This is a genomic window from Endoryza foliicola, from assembly GCF_050589245.1.
GTDB lineage: Bacteria > Bacteroidota > Bacteroidia > Chitinophagales > Chitinophagaceae > Endoryza > Endoryza foliicola.
In genome coordinates, this window is the sequence record NZ_JBOBEW010000002.1 from 502,861 (window position 1) to 521,416 (window position 18,556).

The 18,556-nt window shown below is 40.2% G+C and carries 19 protein-coding genes; 13 read left to right on the plus strand and 6 right to left on the minus strand.

Annotated elements, in window-relative coordinates; all coding sequences use genetic code 11:
- Both ACQ2HE_RS06340 and ACQ2HE_RS06345 read right to left on the minus strand, forming a co-directional pair.
- Positions 1-423, minus strand: coding sequence for a YqaE/Pmp3 family membrane protein (locus tag ACQ2HE_RS06340; RefSeq protein ID WP_430897300.1), 423 nt, complete (start codon positions 421-423; stop codon positions 1-3).
- A 77-nt stretch (positions 424-500) separates the two neighbouring features.
- A complete protein-coding gene (locus ACQ2HE_RS06345; RefSeq protein ID WP_430897298.1) occupies positions 501-1,292 on the minus strand; it encodes a DUF2452 domain-containing protein in 792 nt (263 codons plus the stop codon).
- A 98-nt stretch (positions 1,293-1,390) separates the two neighbouring features.
- On the opposite strand from ACQ2HE_RS06345, the gene ACQ2HE_RS06350 reads away from it, so the two are divergent.
- The 8 genes from ACQ2HE_RS06350 to ACQ2HE_RS06385 all read left to right on the plus strand — a co-directional run bounded on the left by ACQ2HE_RS06350 (position 1,391) and on the right by ACQ2HE_RS06385 (position 7,746).
- The gene (locus ACQ2HE_RS06350) at positions 1,391-1,837 is read left to right on the plus strand and encodes a YHS domain-containing (seleno)protein (protein ID WP_430897296.1); all 447 of its coding nucleotides are present in this window, start codon (positions 1,391-1,393) and stop codon (positions 1,835-1,837) included.
- 25 nt (positions 1,838-1,862) lie between these two features.
- A protein-coding gene (gene prfB, locus ACQ2HE_RS06355) for a peptide chain release factor 2 (protein ID WP_430897294.1) occupies positions 1,863-2,961 on the plus strand; the annotation gives its coding sequence in 2 pieces (ribosomal slippage) (positions 1,863-1,910 and positions 1,912-2,961; 1,098 coding nt in all).
- A gap of 26 nt (positions 2,962-2,987) precedes the next feature.
- Entirely contained in the window at positions 2,988-4,619 is a 1,632-nt protein-coding gene (gene pruA / locus ACQ2HE_RS06360) for an L-glutamate gamma-semialdehyde dehydrogenase (RefSeq protein ID WP_430897292.1), read from the plus strand.
- Between the two features lie 31 nt (positions 4,620-4,650).
- Positions 4,651-5,154 carry a hypothetical protein gene (locus ACQ2HE_RS06365; RefSeq protein ID WP_430897290.1) on the plus strand — a complete coding sequence of 168 codons (504 nt, stop codon included), beginning with the start codon at positions 4,651-4,653 and terminating at the stop codon, positions 5,152-5,154.
- A 49-nt stretch (positions 5,155-5,203) separates the two neighbouring features.
- The gene (gene pyrR, locus ACQ2HE_RS06370; protein WP_430897288.1) at positions 5,204-5,734 is read left to right on the plus strand and encodes a bifunctional pyr operon transcriptional regulator/uracil phosphoribosyltransferase PyrR; all 531 of its coding nucleotides are present in this window, start codon (positions 5,204-5,206) and stop codon (positions 5,732-5,734) included.
- 177 nt (positions 5,735-5,911) lie between these two features.
- Positions 5,912-6,841, plus strand: a complete 930-nt coding sequence (locus tag ACQ2HE_RS06375) for an aspartate carbamoyltransferase catalytic subunit (RefSeq protein WP_430897286.1) — start codon at positions 5,912-5,914, stop codon at positions 6,839-6,841.
- 6 nt (positions 6,842-6,847) lie between these two features.
- Positions 6,848-7,318 (plus strand): pantetheine-phosphate adenylyltransferase, encoded by a 471-nt coding sequence (gene coaD / locus ACQ2HE_RS06380; RefSeq protein ID WP_430897284.1) that lies wholly within the window; start codon positions 6,848-6,850, stop codon positions 7,316-7,318.
- Complete coding sequence (locus ACQ2HE_RS06385) at positions 7,315-7,746, plus strand: hotdog fold thioesterase (RefSeq protein WP_430897282.1); 432 nt, start codon at positions 7,315-7,317, stop codon at positions 7,744-7,746. Before coaD ends, ACQ2HE_RS06385 begins: the two co-directional genes overlap by 4 nt.
- Here ACQ2HE_RS06385 and ACQ2HE_RS06390 read toward each other — a convergent pair.
- A complete protein-coding gene (locus ACQ2HE_RS06390; RefSeq protein WP_430897280.1) occupies positions 7,743-8,372 on the minus strand; it encodes an NUDIX hydrolase in 630 nt (209 codons plus the stop codon). The two genes, ACQ2HE_RS06385 and ACQ2HE_RS06390, sit on opposite strands and share 4 nt — an antisense overlap.
- Before the next feature lie 67 nt (positions 8,373-8,439).
- On the opposite strand from ACQ2HE_RS06390, the gene pyrE reads away from it, so the two are divergent.
- Both pyrE and ACQ2HE_RS06400 read left to right on the plus strand, forming a co-directional pair.
- Positions 8,440-9,078, plus strand: coding sequence for an orotate phosphoribosyltransferase (pyrE, locus tag ACQ2HE_RS06395; protein ID WP_430897278.1), 639 nt, complete (start codon positions 8,440-8,442; stop codon positions 9,076-9,078).
- A gap of 41 nt (positions 9,079-9,119) precedes the next feature.
- Positions 9,120-9,500 carry a heavy-metal-associated domain-containing protein gene (locus ACQ2HE_RS06400; protein ID WP_430897276.1) on the plus strand — a complete coding sequence of 127 codons (381 nt, stop codon included), beginning with the start codon at positions 9,120-9,122 and terminating at the stop codon, positions 9,498-9,500.
- A 76-nt stretch (positions 9,501-9,576) separates the two neighbouring features.
- Here ACQ2HE_RS06400 and ACQ2HE_RS06405 read toward each other — a convergent pair whose 3' ends face one another.
- Positions 9,577-10,020 carry a hypothetical protein gene (locus ACQ2HE_RS06405; RefSeq protein ID WP_430897274.1) on the minus strand — a complete coding sequence of 148 codons (444 nt, stop codon included), beginning with the start codon at positions 10,018-10,020 and terminating at the stop codon, positions 9,577-9,579.
- 281 nt (positions 10,021-10,301) lie between these two features.
- Between ACQ2HE_RS06405 and ACQ2HE_RS06410 the strand changes: the two genes are divergently transcribed.
- The 3 genes from ACQ2HE_RS06410 to ACQ2HE_RS06420 all read left to right on the plus strand — a co-directional run bounded on the left by ACQ2HE_RS06410 (position 10,302) and on the right by ACQ2HE_RS06420 (position 16,418).
- The gene (locus ACQ2HE_RS06410; RefSeq protein ID WP_430897272.1) at positions 10,302-10,919 is read left to right on the plus strand and encodes a WbqC family protein; all 618 of its coding nucleotides are present in this window, start codon (positions 10,302-10,304) and stop codon (positions 10,917-10,919) included.
- 82 nt (positions 10,920-11,001) lie between these two features.
- Positions 11,002-15,336: a PKD domain-containing protein gene (locus ACQ2HE_RS06415; RefSeq protein WP_430897270.1), complete on the plus strand. Its 4,335-nt coding sequence runs from the start codon at positions 11,002-11,004 to the stop codon at positions 15,334-15,336.
- Positions 15,337-15,398: 62 nt separating this feature from the next.
- The gene (locus ACQ2HE_RS06420; protein WP_430897268.1) at positions 15,399-16,418 is read left to right on the plus strand and encodes a PorP/SprF family type IX secretion system membrane protein; all 1,020 of its coding nucleotides are present in this window, start codon (positions 15,399-15,401) and stop codon (positions 16,416-16,418) included.
- 1 nt (position 16,419) lies between these two features.
- Here the strand turns inward: ACQ2HE_RS06420 and ACQ2HE_RS06425 are convergent, their stop codons facing one another.
- On the minus strand, positions 16,420-18,099 hold the full coding sequence (locus tag ACQ2HE_RS06425) for a M56 family metallopeptidase (protein WP_430897266.1): 1,680 nt from the start codon (positions 18,097-18,099) through the stop codon (positions 16,420-16,422).
- Entirely contained in the window at positions 18,099-18,485 is a 387-nt protein-coding gene (locus ACQ2HE_RS06430) for a BlaI/MecI/CopY family transcriptional regulator (protein WP_430897264.1), read from the minus strand. Before ACQ2HE_RS06430 ends, ACQ2HE_RS06425 begins: the two co-directional genes overlap by 1 nt.
- Between the last annotated feature and the right edge of the window lie 71 nt (positions 18,486-18,556).

The window sequence follows — 18,556 nt, forward strand, 5'->3', positions numbered from 1 at the left end:
TTAAATAGCATCAAATACTACAAGCAAGGCAAAAATTACAGCCGGAATCCAAAACAGAAAACAAAGTAATAGGCTGATCCAAAACTTGGAAGTAATTGCGTTTTCTTTCAAATATACAGCCAACGGTGGGAGTAAGATAGCGAGAATAGCAAGTAACAGCGTGTCGGTGTCAGATGCTTTTCCGGCCTTTTTATCGGCACGGTATTCTTTCATGGTTTTCTTTACATCTTTAATTCTATTCTTGCGTTCTTTGTTCGACAAGCTTTCAAACTCTTTTAAGGCATTTTTTACAACTTCTTCGTTTGGCAAACTAGAACTGTCAACTGAAGCAGGAGTGCTGGCGATAGAGGCACTGAAAACAGGATTTAAGAAACTGGCTCCTGCAAGAGTGAGCGTAAGAATTTTGTAACGTAAACGTCTCATAGTAAAAAATTTAATATGACGCAAAGTTACCCCTTTCGAAATATAAAAGGCACAGGAAATATATATTAAACTAATTCTTATAAGACTTCCGTCCATGTATGGTCAGCCAATAGTTTTACCGATGCAACGGCCTTTTTAAACGGAGCAGATCTTCCCCATTCTTTCGGACTAACCATCGATAAGAGATGTGAGCCGTCTTTTCTCTCATATAAATAATATATCTGACCAATCACAGGCTGGAAATTAAGTTGGGCGCCATAGATAATCATAGAAAGCTCCTTTCGTTTTTGAATTTCTTGCGCTTGAATGGCGAGCAATTCAATTTGCTTCCTAATTTGCTCTAACTGCATATTGGTTTGTTCTTCCATTGCAGTAAGTGCTTTGTGCCTGATAACGCCCTCTTCTGTATGTTTAATTACAGCACCCGATACGGAGGCTGAGTAAGGAAGTACACTCAATTGCTTATGAAAAATCTCAACATTCGTATACGCGTCGCCGGATTCATTTCTGCCTTTTTGAGTTAGTTTCAAGTAACCATTGGGTTGAAGTTCATGGAGCAATTCAAGCCACAATTCACTACCCTTGTAAAGTTTTATGATGAGTGTAATCCCATCCGGAAAATCAAGCTCTGATGCCTCTGCTATTTCTTGATGTTCCATTGGCTGAAGACCACTGCCCGCCTGTACTGTATAAGACGAATTAAAAGCTTGATTTTCAAGCGTCACCCAATTATGCTCGATATACAATTGCTTTTCTTCACCATTCGATTGAATCTTGTAGATTCCACTTTTTGGTCGTTCCCCAAAGTCATAGGTTCCTCGTTCGGGAAATAATTGCCAACTTCCTATAAAATTGTATGCTTGTACCATGTGTGACAATATTACAAAAAAGCTTCACAAATGTTTAGAATTCAGTGTCTGCTAACTGACAAAAAGTAGAACAAGCGATGTGTAAGTTTGGGAAAAAAATGAAAAATATTTTTGCCCTAGCATGCTTACTATTGGTCGGATATATTGCCAAAAGTCAAGAACCTTCCATTTTTCAAAAAAATGGTCTGGCACTGGATGGCTATGATGTGGTCGCTTTTTTTACTGAGCACAAGCCGGTAAAAGGAGTGGCCGAATTCTCATATCAATATCAAGGCGTACAGTGGCTCTTCAGTTCTGATCAACACCGTCAAATGTTTGAGAAAGAGCCTTTGAAATTCCTACCTCAGTATGGCGGCTATTGTGCCTTTGGCATGTCGAGAGGGTATAAAGCACCCACCGAAGCTGTTGCATTTACCCTTATGAATCAAAAATTATATTTCAATTACAACCTCAAGGTTATGGATGTTTGGGTAAAAGACAGTGCCCAATATATTAAAAGAGCCGATAGTTCTTGGGTGAAATTTGCTCCGAAAAACCTTCCTTAATCTTGAAACCTGTTATCTTTGCAGCATGACAGCTGAAAAATTACAGGATATGAGGGACCGTGTGGTGGTCCTGAGGAGGTTTCTTTGACGTCGATAACCGACTCTTTAAAATTGCAGAAGACAAACAACTCTCTCTAAGTCCCGGATTCTGGGACGATAACAAGCGCGCCACCGAAATTCTAAAAAACATCAAGTTGAATGAGTTTTGGGTTGAATTGTTTCGCTCTACAGAAACATCTGTAGAGGACTTTGCCGTATTATTTGATTTTTGGAAATCGGGTGATGCTAGCGAAGAAGAAACCAGCGACGCCTATAAAAAAGCCTTAGAAAAAATAGAGGAAGCCGAATTTAAAAGCACATTAAACCAACCCGAAGACGAACTTCCGGCAGTATTACAGATCAATAGCGGTGCCGGTGGTACGGAAAGCCAAGACTGGTCGGAAATGCTGGCCCGTATGTACAGAATGTATGGGGAAAAGCAGGGCTGGAAGGTAACAGAACTCGATTGGGTTTGGGGCGATGGTGCCGGTATTAAAACTTGTACCTTACAGTTCGATGGTCCATTTGCGTATGGCTTTCTGAAAGCTGAGAGCGGTGTGCATCGATTGGTACGTATATCTCCCTTCGATAGCAACGCCCGCAGGCATACCTCCTTTGCTTCAGTTTTCGTATACCCGTTGGTGGATGACACGATCAATATTGAGGTGAAAGACAGTGAAGTAAAAATGGAAACTGCCAGAAGTGGAGGTGCCGGTGGTCAGAACGTGAATAAAGTAGAAACAAAGGTAATGTTGACCCACTTGCCAACAGGTATTGTGGTTGTATGCCAAACAGAGAGAACCCAATTGGGTAACCGCGAAAAGGCCATGCAGATGCTGAAAAGTCGTTTGTATGAAGAAGAATTAAGAAGGAGAGAAGAAGCAAAGAATGCTGCCAATGCCAGTAAGAAAAAGATTGAATGGGGATCACAAATCCGATCCTACGTTTTCCATCCTTATAAAATGATCAAAGATCATCGAACTGATTATGAAGTGGGGAATGTAGGCCCGGTAATGGACGGTGAATTGGATGGCTTTATCAAAGCTTACTTAATGAGTGCAAAGGAAGAAAACGAGTCTAAATAATATTTTAATTCAATAAATCGCTTGTTATGAGTTTAGGAACCTTTAGTTATCCCTTACCGGTAAATGAACCGGTGTTGAGTTATGCACCGGGATCACCCGAAAAAAAGAGATTGAAATCAGTTCTTGCCGAATTAAAAAAACAAAAAATCGATGTTCCAATGTACATCGGTGCTGAAGAAGTGAGAACAGGTAAGAAAATAGCCATGCGTCCTCCTCATGAAACCAAGCATATTCTAGGATACTTTCATATGGGTGACGCCGCTCACGTTGAAAAAGCGATTGATGCTGCATTGAAGGCAAAAGCTTCCTGGGCTGCGATGCCTTGGGAAGATCGTGCGGGGATTTTCCTAAAAGCAGCTGATTTAATTGCTACCAAATATCGTCCGTATATGAACGGTACAACGATGTTGGGTCAAAGTAAAAATGCTTATCAAGCTGAAATAGACAGTGCTTGCGAAATCATTGATTTTTTGAAATTCAATGTTCACTACTTGAGTGAAATATACAAACAACAGCCTATTAGCGGACCGGGCATGCACAATCGTTTAGAATTTAGACCCCTGGAAGGATTTGTGCTGGCTGTAACTCCATTTAACTTCACAGCAATTGGTGGCAATCTTCCAACCTCTGCGGCCATGTGTGGTAATGTTGTGGTTTGGAAGCCGGCAAATACACAGGTATATTCTGCGCAAATGTTTATGCGCATCATGAAAGAAGCAGGATTACCCGACGGTGTTATCAATTTGGTTTATGTAGAAGGCCCTGTTTTGGGTGATGTTTGTTTTAAACATAGAGATTTTGCAGGGGTACATTTTACCGGTTCAACAGGTGTTTTCAATAAGATGTGGGAAGTTATTGGGAAAAATATGGGTCAATATCGCTCTTACCCACGTATTGTTGGAGAAACCGGCGGTAAAGATTTTGTAATGGTACATCCCAGTGCCGACCCCGATGTAGTTGCCACCGCTCTTTTGAGAGGAGCTTTTGAGTTCCAAGGCCAGAAATGTTCTGCGGCTTCACGCGCTTACATCCCTTCCAATTTAGCGGATGCCGTTAAAAAGAAATTGGTAGCAGGAGTGAAGTCATTTAAAATGGGAACTGTTGAAAATTTCACCAATTTTATTAATGCGGTTATTGATGAGAAGAGTTTCGACAAGATCAAATCCTATATCGATAAAGCCGCAAAAGATAAAAAGGCGAAAATTGTAGTGGGAGGTAAGTGTGATAAAAAAACAGGATACTTTGTTCAGCCAACTGTAATTGAAACAACCGACCCACATTATGTAACGATGTGCGAGGAAATTTTTGGACCGGTTCTAACCATTTATATATATCCAGAACAGTCATTCGAACAAACGCTTGAATTGGTAGATGCTACATCACCATACGCCCTTACCGGATCAATTATTTCAACCGATCGTGCGGCAATTGTATTGGCAACTGAAAAGCTTAGAAATGCTGCCGGTAATTTTTATATTAATGACAAACCAACCGGAGCAGTGGTAGGACAGCAGCCTTTTGGAGGAGCCAGAGCGAGTGGTACCAACGACAAAGCCGGCTCTATTTTGAACTTGTATCGCTGGTTAAGTCCGAGGACAATTAAGGAAACATTTACTCCACCTACAGACTATCGATATCCTTTTTTGAATGAGATTTAAATGGTATCTTACTAAAACTGAAATGCTATTTATGAAAAAGTTGATTTTTTACTGCGTATTATTTTTGATGACACTTGGATTGTCCGCTTCAACTCCGGTGCTTCCATCGGTAAATGCGCATCAAATTATGATTCCAGTAGGTAAAACAGGAAAGAATATATCTCTTGCGGAATTGTCGAGGATCAGTGAATCAGAACTTGAAGCGTTGACTGGGCGTAAAATGAATTTTAGTGAAAGACTTTCGTTCAAGTTGTCGCAAAAGAAAATGCGCAAGTCAATTGCAGAAGATGGTACGATAAACAAAAAGAAGTATGCCAAGTTTTTCGCAAAAAAGACAGGAGGACCTGAAGTAGGATTTCACGGTATTGGCTTCATTTTGGGTTTTTTTCTCGGCCTCATAGGAGTATTACTAGCCTATGTAATTAACGACGATGCCGACAAGAAAAATCGTGTAAAATGGGCCTGGATCGGTTATGGAATTAGCGTGGTGATTACGCTCATTATTGTAATTGCTATTGTAGCCTCTTTACCATAATTAAGGGCTTGGATAGTGACATGAATTTAGAAAGTGATCAACTAGATGTATGGACGAAAAAATTATTCTCAACGAATCACAATTGGCGATTACCTTAAAGCGCTTGAGTCACCAAATTGTAGAAAATACGAATGATCTTGCCGACTTGGCGATCATTGGCTTGCAACCTAGAGGTGTATTTGTAAGTGATGCCATTGTTAACGCCCTAGAAGAATTGTTGCCAACCGTGAAGTTCAATTACGGAAAATTAGACATCACTTTTTATCGTGATGATATTCGCAAGGAGCTCCATATTGCCAATAAAACTGATATTCCTTTCAGTATCGAAAACAAACGAGTTGTATTGGTTGACGACGTGTTGCATACCGGTAGAACCATTCGAGCGGCATTAGACGCTTTGCTCGATTTTGGACGCCCGGCTTCTGTTGAATTATGTACTTTAATTGACCGCAGATTCAGCCGCCAATTGCCTATTCAAGCAGACTATGTTGGTAAAACAATCGACTCCATCATTTCGCAAAAAGTGAAAGTGTATTGGAAACAAAGAGATGGTGTACAACAAGTGGTTCTAATTGAATAATCGAGAATCTGATTTTCAAAAAATAGTTCAATGGCTCCAATTTGGAGCCATTCTTTTTGTGTAAAATTTATTCTAGAGCCTTGAGAATCTTCACTATGTGATGCATAAAAATCTGAATGGAATGTTCAAAAATCATTTGGCTCAATAGGTGAATATCCTTTATCTTCGCCCCCTAAGATGAAGCTGTCTACTAAACATCTCTTAGGGATCAGAGACCTCACAAAGGAGGACATTCAAATCATTCTTGATACGGCAACTCAATTCAAGGAAGTCCTCCAAAGACCCGTTAAAAAAGTTCCCTCTCTCCGCGATGTTACCATCGTCAATTTGTTTTTCGAGAATTCTACAAGAACCCGTATTTCATTTGAACTCGCAGAAAAGCGGCTGAGCGCAGATACCATCAGTTTTACTGCTAGTAATTCCTCAGTAAAAAAGGGAGAGACCTTGTTGGATACGGTGAATAATATTTTGTCGATGAAAGTAGATATGGTGGTAATGCGACACAGCGCCACCGGAGCCCCCCATTTCTTGTCCAAACACATTCCAGCTGCCATTGTAAACGCGGGCGATGGAATCAATGAACACCCAACCCAAGGTCTGCTTGATGCGCTCAGTATGCGCGAGAAGTTTGGCACATTAGAAGGATTGAGAGTAGCCATTATTGGTGATATCATGCATAGTAGAGTTGCCATGAGTAACATGTACTTACTCAAGAAAATGGGTGCTGAAGTAATGCTTGCCGGGCCACCCACACTCATCCCCAAATATACAGCCGAGGCTTTTGGAGTAAAAGTGGAATACAATGTGAAAAAAGCATTGGAATGGGCCGATGTAGCGAATGTGCTAAGAATTCAATTGGAACGTCAAAATCAAGTTTTGTTCTCTTCCCTTAGAGAATACAACCAAGTATACGGAATCAGCCGCTCTTTGCTAGAAAGCTTGGGAAAGGACATCACCATCATGCATCCGGGGCCCATTAACAGAGGGGTGGAGCTAGACAGTGATGTGGCAGATAGCGGTCAATCGATCATCCTTCAGCAGGTTGAAAATGGAGTTGCCGTGCGAATGGCAGTTCTCTATTTATTAGCCGGCAGAGACTCAAACTAAACGCTTATGGAACGCATCTGTTTGTTCCCCGGAACTTTTGATCCGGTAACCTTAGGTCACACCGACATTATTAATAGAGCTCTTCCTCTATTCGACAAGATCATCGTTGGTATTGGATTAAATTCAGCTAAAACCCCCATGTTCTCTCCCGAACAACGTTTGCAATGGATTGAAGATATCTACAAAAATGAACCCAAAGTAAGTGGTGGGGTGTATGAAGGACTTACGATAGACTTCTGTAAAAAAATAGGGGCGAGGTTTATTTTGCGTGGCATTCGATACGTGAGCGATTTTGAATACGAGAAAACAATTGCCGATGCGAACCGTACACTCGACCGCAATATTGAAACGATCTTTCTAACGGGTGAACCCAAGTATACTTCGGTAGCGTCTACTATTGTTCGAGACATTATCAAGAACGGAGGGGATGCATCTCCCTTTCTGCCTGAAGTGGTGTCCCATTCTTTCAGAAAATGATCTGGCAAAATCCACATATTAGCGTTGAAGAATTGAATAAGCTCGGCGCAGGTACCATTGCAGAGGTACTTGATATCAAGTTTATCGATGTGGGCCCAAACTATATAAAAGCCTCTATGCCCGTTGATGCCAGAACGAAACAACCATATGGGCTGCTACATGGAGGAGCCTCTTGCGTGTTAGCAGAAACATTGGGTAGTGTTGCATCGGTACTTGTAGTAGACCAAGAACGCCAAATTTGTGTTGGACTCGAAATCAATGCCAACCATATTCGTGGGGTGCGGTCGGGTTTGGTTATAGCGACAGCCACCCCTTTGCACTTAGGAGCCAGCACCCATGTTTGGGATATAAAAATTCATGATGAAAGGGAAAAACTTGTTTGTGTGAGCCGACTCACCGTTGCCATTTTGAAGAAGCCGGGATCTTAATGGATCAAGCCGGCAGCTGCGAAAACTTCACGAATGGACGCGTACGTATTTTCCAAATAGTTGTCAAGTTCAGTAATAGCCACCCATTTTACTTCTGTAATGTCTTCTTCCAATTGAGGTACTAGTGAACCTTTAAAGTTAGTACGTACTTCGTACCAATACGATTCCTTCAGAATTTCTTTTCCTTTAAAGCTATAGTGATGATAGGTTGTGGTAATAAATTTCTCTCTCACCAATTCTTTTAATCCGGTTTCTTCTTCTATCTCTCGTACTGCACATTCCTCGATTGATTCACCCTCATCCAACTTACCCTTCGGAAGATCCCACTTGCCACGTCGAAACATCATCAATACTTTTCCATCTTCATTGAATACAAGTCCTCCACCGGCCTTGATAATTTCAAATCGTTTCCACAGGGCTGCTTTTAGATCTTCTAATTTATTAGCTGCTAATACAACCGCGCGCTCTTCGGTTGGATCAATAGTATTCAGTATTTGAGAAATGATCAATTCACTCGGGTTGTAATACAAGGAGTTATTGCTGTTATTGCGAGTTAAATCATTGATCACTTCCGTTTTATCGGTCAAAATCAACTGCGTTCTTTCAAAAAAAAGGCGGTAAAACATATTCTCAAGTTTTAAACACAAACGAAATCATCGCGTATCAATGACAGTTTGTTGGTAATTTTGCTCCATGACAAACGAAAAAGTTGTTGCTGAGAAGCTACTGCAAATTAATGCGATTAAGTTGAATCCAACACAACCATTTACTTGGGCTAGCGGCTGGAAAAGCCCTATTTATTGTGATAATCGCAAAGTATTATCATTTCCTTTCAGCCGAGATTTCATAAAGTCTGAAATGTGCAATGTGATTTTCGAAAGTTTCCCCGAAGCTGAATTGTTGGCAGGAGTTGCCACCGCAGGTATTGCTTGGGGAGCCATGGCAGCCGACCAATTAAAACTCCCGTATATCTATGTTCGTCCAAAGCCAAAAGAACATGGATTAGGTAACCAAATTGAGGGTTTCTACGAAAAAGGGCAAAAGGTTTTGGTGATCGAAGACCTCGTATCAACTGGAAAAAGTAGTTTGCAAGTGGTAGACGTGTTGAAAGAGGCGGGATTGGATGTTATTGGGATGGTTTCTATTTTTACTTACGACTTTCCTGTTGCGAAAGCTGCTTTCGAAAAATATCAGTTGCCCTACAAGTCGCTTACTAATTTTCCCGTGCTAATTGAGTTGGCTATTGAAAAGGGAATCGTATCGGCAGAGCAACAAGAAGTAATTTTGGAATGGAGGAACGACCCTGCAAATTGGAAAGGGGTTACAACCTAACCCTTCGGTGCGGGTTAACGTATACAGGTAAAATAGCAACTATGAAAAAAATAAGTGTTTTGATTTTGTGCCTCTTTTCATTGGTATTGGTAGCCAATGCTCAAGGCAAAAAGGGAGTAGTAAACGCTGTTATTAGCACCCCAACGATGGGATGCGAGTCGCCAACGATTGACTGCGAACCTTGTAAATTGAGGGTTGAGGGCGAGTTGAAAAGAATTGATGGGGTTTTAAAAGTAACGGCCGACTTTAAAAGGCAACAGGTAAAAATCACATTTGCAACTGATAGAACCAATATTGAATACATCAAAACAGCTATTGCAAATATGGGATACGATGCTGATGATGTAAAGGCAAATCCTGAATCGGTTGCCAGATTGCCTAAGAATTGTAAAAAAGCTATTCCTCCTGCTCCCAAAGCCTAACTAACTAGTTCAATAGAAAAGGGCTGTCTTGATAAGGCAGCCCTTTTTCAATTTAAGGAAGTTCAATAAGTACTTCTTATTCTCCATTCTTTTGATCGAAATGTTTCTTAAACGAAAACAGGCCCTTTTTTAACAGCGCTTCCCCTTTAAATCGAATTGGAACTGCAGCTGAAGGAGAAATCGCCCAGTTTTTAAGTGCATTAAAAGAGGTACCCATTTTTACCGTCATAGTCACTGGCAGCAGAAAACTGTCTTTTGCCGGAAGAAAAATCGAGGTATCTGAAAATGCCTGCCCAGCTAATTGCTCCCCTACAAAAACATCGGATTTGAAATTGATCAATTTTGCCTTATAACCATTTGGATTAAAGCATTTCACTTTAACCTTAATTGTCGCTTCCTTTAAATTCAATTTTGAAACCTGAAATTCCTCCACGCTTCCAACTTGAAAGTCTTTGGGATGGCATCCCGAAACCGCAATGAAGAGTAGGATAGAGGCCCAAATTTGCGTTCCTTTTTTCATGTATGCAATCTATCCCAATAAGCAAGAAATGCCAAAAAATCAAAGATTGAATTCGCAAAAGCTATGCTAATGTTCTTAGAAAATTGTAATTTAGGTGTATCTAAACCACCTCATTCTGTGATCTAATTTATTTAGTATTGTTTTACTCATATTTTACAGTGATATTCATATATTTATAAGTGTTGATGATTATTTAATTGCTGTTATTTGAGACGAATTTGAGGCTGTAAGTCTCGATGTTTTGAGGTAAGTTAAACAAAAAGAGATTTATTGATTTATTTATGACTTTAATTATTGATTTACAATATTTTCCAACGGTTACTTACTATAAAATTTCGTATAAGGAAATAAATGTTGTTTTTGATATATATGAGCGCCACCAAAAAATGAGTTTTACCAACCGTTGCAGGGTATTGGGAGCGGCCGGTTTTCAATGGTTGACGGTTCCTATAGTGAACGGAAGGGATCAGCGTTCGTTGATAAAAGACATTCGTATTGCAAACGACTATAAATGGCAATTGCAACATTGGCGAACTCTCACCGCTTGTTATAATAGATCGCCATGGTTCGAATTTTATAAAGACGAGCTTTGGAGCCTTTATTCCAGGAAGGTTGATTTTCTGGTGGATTGGAACCTGAGTTGCATGCAGTGGGTGAGTCAGAAATTGGGTCTATTTACGGAATTTGAACTGTTGGCACCCAACCAAACGGTTCAAGAATTTCATCCGTATCTAGATTTAAGGAATACAATCACCCCAAAGTCGGTGGAAAGCATTGAAATTCAACCCTATTATCAAGTATTTGAAGACAGGATCGGTTTTCAGCCACATGCGTCGATTTTAGATTTGTTGTTTTGCGAAGGAAGGGCAGCGAAAACTTGGTTGGAACATCACAAATAATTGAAACTTATATACGTTCGTCCCTTTTACCTTATCAAGCGAATTAGTATCTTGTAAACAACTGGATCGATCAAAACTTAGGATGAGAAAACTATTACTGTTTATTGGCTTGCTGGGACTTAGCTTTTTCGGAAAAGCTCAGGACTTTTCAAATCGGGGCACCGATTTTTGGCTCTGTTATCCGGGGCATATTGACGGTACTTCGTCTCGTATGGCGCTTTATATTTCTTCCACGGTTAATGCAAGTGGTACCATAACGCTTCCAAGTGGTTTAATTCCTTTCACTGTTACCGCGAACCAAGCTACCGTGGTTCGAATTGCAGCAAACGCCTATCCGGTGATCAATTTTCAACAAGAGGGAATTGCTACCGGTAAAGGTATTCATATTGTTTCCGATCAACCGGTGGTAGTATACGCACACATTTTAAATGCGGCTCGTTCCGGTTCGAGTTTGATTTTACCTACAGGCACGCTCGGCCGTGAATATTTAGCAGCATCTTACCCCAGTTCAACCAATTCTACTTCGAATGCGACAAATAGTAACAATGCGGGGAGTCAGTTTTGTATAGTAGCAGTTGAAAATAATACGGTGGTTGAAATTACACCAACTGCAACCGATGTGAATGGCACAAGGCCGGCCGGAGTTCCCTATACGGTCACTTTAAATCAAGGTGATGTGTACCAGTTCAGAACCGTTTATACTGCCGATGTGACCGGTACAAATGTTCGATCAGTTGCAACCGCCGCCACACCCTGCAAACCTATCGCGGTATTTTCAGGAAGTGCTTGGACTTCCATGAATTGTTTCAATGCTTCAGGAGGAGACAATTTGTTTCAACAATTGATGCCAAAATCGGCGCTTGGCAAAAAGTATATTACTGCTCCATTTGCTGATCGGGAGTATGATATTTTCAGAATTATTGTTGACGATCCTACCACCGAGGTCAATTTGAATGGTAGTTTTTTACCGCTTTCTAGTTTGAGAAATGGTTCTTACTATGAGTTTACTAGTTCCACCCCGAATTCAATAACAACTGATAAACCTGTAATGGTGGTTCAGTATATGATATCTCAGACCTGTGATAGTAGAAACTCGGGTGGTACTATTCGATATCCCGGTGACCCAGAGATGGTAATTCTAAATCCAATTGAACAAACCATCAATGATGTTACGGTGGTTTCAGCTCGGAGTGACCTATCGCCTCCGGCAACTAATATCACCAAACATTTTTTCACCATCATCATGAAAACCATTTCAACGGGTAGTTTGAAAATTGATGGTGCTGCTCCTACCGGAACTTTTATTCCAATTCCTAATACACAATACTCTTATTTACACGAAAATGTAACCGGCTCAACTAGCATTAATCCGTCGCATCGAATTAATGCAGATAGTGGTTTTATTTGTTTGGCTTATGGTATGGGGAATGTAGAGTCGTACGGATACAATGCGGGTACGAACGTGAAGGATTTGTACCAATTCATTAATATATCTAACGACTATGCTACGGTAAATTTCCCTGCAGGGTGCAAAAATTCCCCTTTTAAGTTTTCCATGGTGTTGCCATACCAGCCTACAACCTTGCAATGGAAATTCGGTACCCAATTAAACAGCTTTGGAATACGCGATACTTTAATAACCAGCCCTACTTATGATTCAACCTGGGTGGTGGATGACAAAATTCTTTATCGGTATAAAATAAACCAATCTTATACCATTCCATTGGCCGGAACCTATCCCATTCAAATTATAGCAAATAACCCTACGCCCGACGGATGTGCCGGATTACAGCAAATAGCCTATAATTTACAGATCTTCAATCCGCCCGTTGCCAGTTTTACATTCCAGCACAATGGTTGCGCTACAGATAGTGTCTCTTTCTTTGATGCAACCGATGGCCAAGAGAGGGCGATCATCAAGTATTCTTGGGATTTTGGAGATAATACTTTGAGTAATTTGAAAAATCCAAAACACAAATACAGTTCTGCCGGAACCAAGACTGTGCGTTTTTCGACGATCACAGATGTAGGCTGTTTGTCGGATACAACTATTACAGCTATTCCAATTGTTGATCCACCTATTGCTGCATTTTCTTTGGATAATATTAAGTGTGAGCAGTCTTCCATCACTTTTACCAATGCATCTAGTTTCCCCGGAGGTACTATTAGTCAATGGAATTGGAATTTTGGCGACAACTCTAGTTTAATGGCTGCCAATGGAGATCCTGTGCAACATACATATGCAGCTGCCGGAACCTACACGGCAAGTTTGGAAGTTCAGTCAAACACCGGTTGCAAAAGCTATGTTACTCCTGTTACTTTTAAAGTGAATTCGAAGCCTCTCGCATCTTTCGATATTCCGGCGGTGGTTTGTTTGCCGGCCGGGGCTCAGTTTACCGATAAGTCGACCATTGCCGATGGCACTCAGGCTAACTTTGCCTACGCTTGGGATTTTGGCGACAACTCGAGCGCTACCAGTAAGAACCCATATCATGTTTTCAATGGCACCGGACCTTATCAGATAAAATTGACTGTTACCTCGAACAATGGCTGTATTGATGACTCATCAAGAACTTTATCGGCAATTTATGCTCAAGCAAAGGCAAAATTTGATGTGAGTACAGAAGTGTGTTTGGGTGATACTACAAGATTTACAGACTTAAGTGACGGGCTTGGCAATAGTATTTCAAATTGGTACTGGAGTTTTGGTGACGGTGGAGTCGGATCAACACAAAACCCCGTTCATATCTATCAAACACCGGGCACTTTTACTGATACGCTGTACATTAAAACAGATAAGGGTTGTTTTTCGGATACCGTTTGGAAGCAAACCGTAGTAAATCCTTTGCCTACGGCAGCTTTTCTTGCTATTGCTCCAATTTGTGAGAAAAATGATGTGTTGTTCCAAGACAAATCTATTGCAAGCGTAGGCACATTGGGTAGTTGGACCTGGAACTTTGGTGACAACAGTAACGCTACTGTTAATCAGCCTGTCCATAAGTATGATACATCGGGAACTTACAATGTTACCTTGCAGGTTATCAATTCTAAAGGCTGCAAGAGTACGGTTCTTTCACAACAAGTTCAAGTGAATCCACTTCCTAAGCCCGCATTTGGAACTCCGGAAGTGTGTTTGAGCGATCCTTTTGCATTGTTTACGGATAGTTCTTCAATTACCGATAATTCTCAAAATCAATTCAAATATTTGTGGAATTTCAATGATCCACTCGCCAATGCTGGTAACCCGAATACCTCTACTTTGAAAAATCCTCAACACCGGTATGTTCAATCGGGCATTTATAATATTAGCTTGAAAGTAACTTCAAAGGACGGATGTATCGATTCATTAACGAAATCATTTACTGTAAATGGTGCAATTCCACAGTCAGGTTTTAATTTGAACACTACCGATCTTTGTTCTAATAAGGAGATCAGCATCAAAGATGCTTCGGGAGTTGATTTTGGTTCAATAGTGAAGGTGGAAGTGTATTGGGATTATGCGAACAATCCAACTATAAAAACAGTAGACGAAGTACCGTCTCCAGGTAAAATATACGCGCATACCTACCCAGAGTTTGGAACACCGTTAACCAAAAATGTTCAAATAAGATATGTAGTGTACTCCGGTATCAATTGTATCAATGAAAGCTTTAAGACCATTACTCTAAAAGCCAGCCCAAAAATTCAATTTGATGTCATTCCTTTAGTTTGTGAGGAAATTGCTCCCTATAATTTTACCTATGCTAGAGATATTTATGGTTTAGCCGGTGTGAGCACTTATTCCGGTGATGGTATTAATGCAGCCGGTTTGTTTAGTCCTGTGGCCGCAAAACCCGGATCACATATGATCTATTATTTGTTTGAGGCTTCAAACGGGTGTAAAGCAATTGATTCTCAAACAGTGGTAGTTTCACCTACACCAACTGCCGATGCCGGACCAGATAGAACTGTTTTAGAGGGAGGCTTTATCACTATTCAAGGAAAGGGTACCGGCAGCGGTTTGAGCTATGCTTGGACTCCTGCAACTTACCTTGACAATACAACCATCGCAACTCCTAAATGCACGCCTACAGAAGATATTACTTACACATTCACAGTGAGAACAAGCGATGGATGTGTGAAGTCTGATAATGTGTTTATAAAAGTATTGCGTGCACCTAAAATACCAAATGCCTTTTCACCAAATGGAGATGGTATTAATGATACATGGGTAATTGAACATTTGGAATCGTATCCGGGAGCAACAGTAGAAGTATTCAATAGATATGGTCAACGTGTATACTATTCTATCGGCTATGGCAAAGCTTGGGATGGCAATTACAACGGAAGCCCATTGCCTATTGGTACCTATTATTATATTATAAATCCAAAGAATGGTCGATCTCAATTGAATGGTTCTATAACAATCATTCGATAATCGCATTCCAATATTCAATGAAAGCAGCAAGGTAATACGTGCGTACCATTAACTGTTTTTTCATGAAAAAGTGTGTTTTATTTTTAGTGTCGAGTTGTTTGGTGTTGATGTTGAAAGCTCAACAGAAGCCACATTACACCCAATATGTAATGAATCAATACATTCTCAATCCCGCTTTAAGTGGAATTGAAAACTATACTGATATCAAACTGAGCCACCGACATCAGTGGGTAGGACTGCAAGACGCGCCTATTACAACTTATTTTACCATTCACACGCCAATTGGCAAGAGTGACTTTCGAACGTCTGCCACGTCTATGCGAGTTCCGGGTGAAAATCCAAGAGGAAAAGCATATTGGGAACAATATACGGCAGCAGAGCCGCATCACGGAGTAGGGATGCAAATCATCAATGATCGTACAGGACCTCTAAGTAGGTTTGCTGCCTATGCTACCTATTCTTATCACCTAGGAATATCTGCCAGAACCAGTTTGGCTGCCGGTTTTGGAGCAGGAATTACCAATAATAGTTTGAATACAAGTAAACTCGATTTCATTTATGTTCCTGTAGATCCGGCCGTTTATAACAACGGAATCATTAATAAAATCAAACCTGATTTTATGGCCGGACTGTATTTGTATTCAGCCGACTATTTTGTAGGACTATCAGCTCAACAAATTATTCCGTCTAAAATCGCGTTTTCTGATTATCAAGTTAAAACAACCGACGGAAAATTTGTTCCGCATCTATTCGCAACAGCAGGCTATCGTTTATTGATAAATGATGACTTAAACCTTATCCCTTCCCTAATGGTAAAGTACATTAGTCCTTTACCAACACAGGTTGATGTGAACTTAAAGCTACAATACCAAGATGTAATGTGGGTAGGAGCCAGCTATAGAAACGGTGAAGGGTTTGCCGGAATGATGGGCATCAATATTTCGAATACTCTTAGCTTAGGCTATTCTTACGATTATACTACTTCTAAATTAAATACGGTGAGTAAGGGAACCCATGAATTGCTGATCGGTTTCACACTGGGAAATAAATATGGAGACTGGTGTCCCAAGAACGTGTGGTAAACTAGAATACCACCGTTTTTTTACCTGTACTGTCTGAACTGAGTTCAATTATGTATTTGTATTCAGCAAAGAGATTTTCTTTCTTGTTTTTCAACTCCATTGCTTTGGTCTTATATTTAAGCGCAAGCAATTGCTTCGATAACATATCTACCGTTAAAGCTTTGCTCAATTGATTGGGGTAGCGCTTGTTGAAATCTTCAATTTTACTTTTGAAAGAGCTTGAACTGCGTTCTTTTTCAGTCGTAAGATCTGATCCTGATTCTCTTTCAATTAATTCTATTGATTTCAATTGATTGATTTCAGAAATCATTTCATTGATCAAATTTTCTTTGAAAGCATCGATCTCTGTTGAGAGAACGATATTATCTGATGAGAGTTTAAAGTCGAAACTATTCTTTGGCAGGTAGGGCTCTTTCTTCTCATTTCCAATACCTGGCGCACCTTCAATCAAATAGTCGGTATTTGCAAGTGAATAGGCTCGCTCTGGTTCCGTATTGGCAATATAAGACAGTTGTATGGGGGTATTTTCAATGGCTACATCTTCTAGTACTACATCTTCTGTCGGCTTAGCTACCATGACTGGAAGCTTTGAATCGGGTTTCTTTGAATTGGAAGTTTTGCTGATACTATAGGATACAGGAAGAATGTTTACCGGTTGAAATCCAACGGTATAGTCACCGTTATTTTGAGTTAAATCTGTTTGTACTCTTGTCGGCAAATTCTTGATTGATACTGTTAATACCAATGCTATTGATGCTATCCAGCATAGTTGCATCAATGGAAACTGTACTTTAGGCGCTCTGGCATAGAGCATTTTTTCGATTCTTCTTTTTAGCATTCCGTCAGTTGCAGAAACCATTAAAGGATGGCCAGCCTGCTCGTATTTAGCTAGTATTAGTAATGCTTCGGCATAGGATAATGGACTGTATTTGAACTGAAGCACCAATTCGTCGCTTGATTGTTCTCTATACTCTTTTATTAGACGACTTATTTTTTGAACAAAAGGATTGAAGAAAAACAATTGCTCTAACACTACCAATGCCCAATTTATAATAAAGTCGAGCTTTTTTATATGAGAAAGTTCGTGAAGAATAATAGCTTCAAGCTGGATTGTTGTTAATTGAGAAAGTGCTGCGGCGGGTAATAGGATAACTGGTTTCCAAAAACCAATAGTGCAGGCAGTAGAAATATTTTCTTTAATAATAATGCTAATACGACGTCTTATTCCTAGCAAGAAACGCTGTTCTTCAGCATAAAGTTTGAGATGGATAGGAACCTTATTTGAAGAAAAATTGGAAAAAGAGCGCAGTGTTTGAAGTTGGGAAGTAAAAATAAAAACTTTACGAACCATACCTAGAAGGTACAATCCTGAGAAAATGATCGATGTATATTGTATCCATTTTGAAATGGTATCACCGATGAGGAATTCGTTTTGAATTTGCCAGGTGAAGATCGTGAGAACCTTCGTTTGATTGTTGGAAAACAGGAAGAAGCCTAATAGCCCAAGTGTTGATACCGCAATTATTAAAAGAACCGTAAGAACTTTTTGCTTGATCCTTGCTGACTGGTTTTTCAAAACATTTATACTAAGCAATGCCAACAGCCAACAGAGCCCCATCAGCCAAAAGCTGTGAAGCAGTAGTTGACCCAATCCTTGTAAGAAGGAGAGAAGGCTTGTCATTATTTCCCGGCAGATTTGAGTTCTTCAATCATTTTTTGAATGGCTTCCAGTTCATCTTCGCTGGCTTTGTGATTCCCCAAGGCCTGAAGCACTAATTCAGTAGTAGACCCTCCAAAAAGGGTATCAATCATTTTGCCTACCATATGCTTCTGGGTCTTTTCTTTACTTACCCAAGGCTGATAATAGTGCGTTTTAGCGCTTTCATCGCGCTTTACCAATCCCTTCTCAAACATGATCTGCATCAGTTTCAAGGTAGTTGTATAGCCTGATTCTTTTGTTTTTGATAATTCCTCATGAACTTCTCTCACACTAGCCGATTTACGCTCCCATAACACTTGGAGTATTTCTAATTCACTTTCTGTGGGTTTCAACGTTTTTGTTGACATGTTTCGTTGCTTTGATCTCTAAATTACGACAAATTTCGTAATGAATTGTTAAGAAAACTAAAATTGTGGCA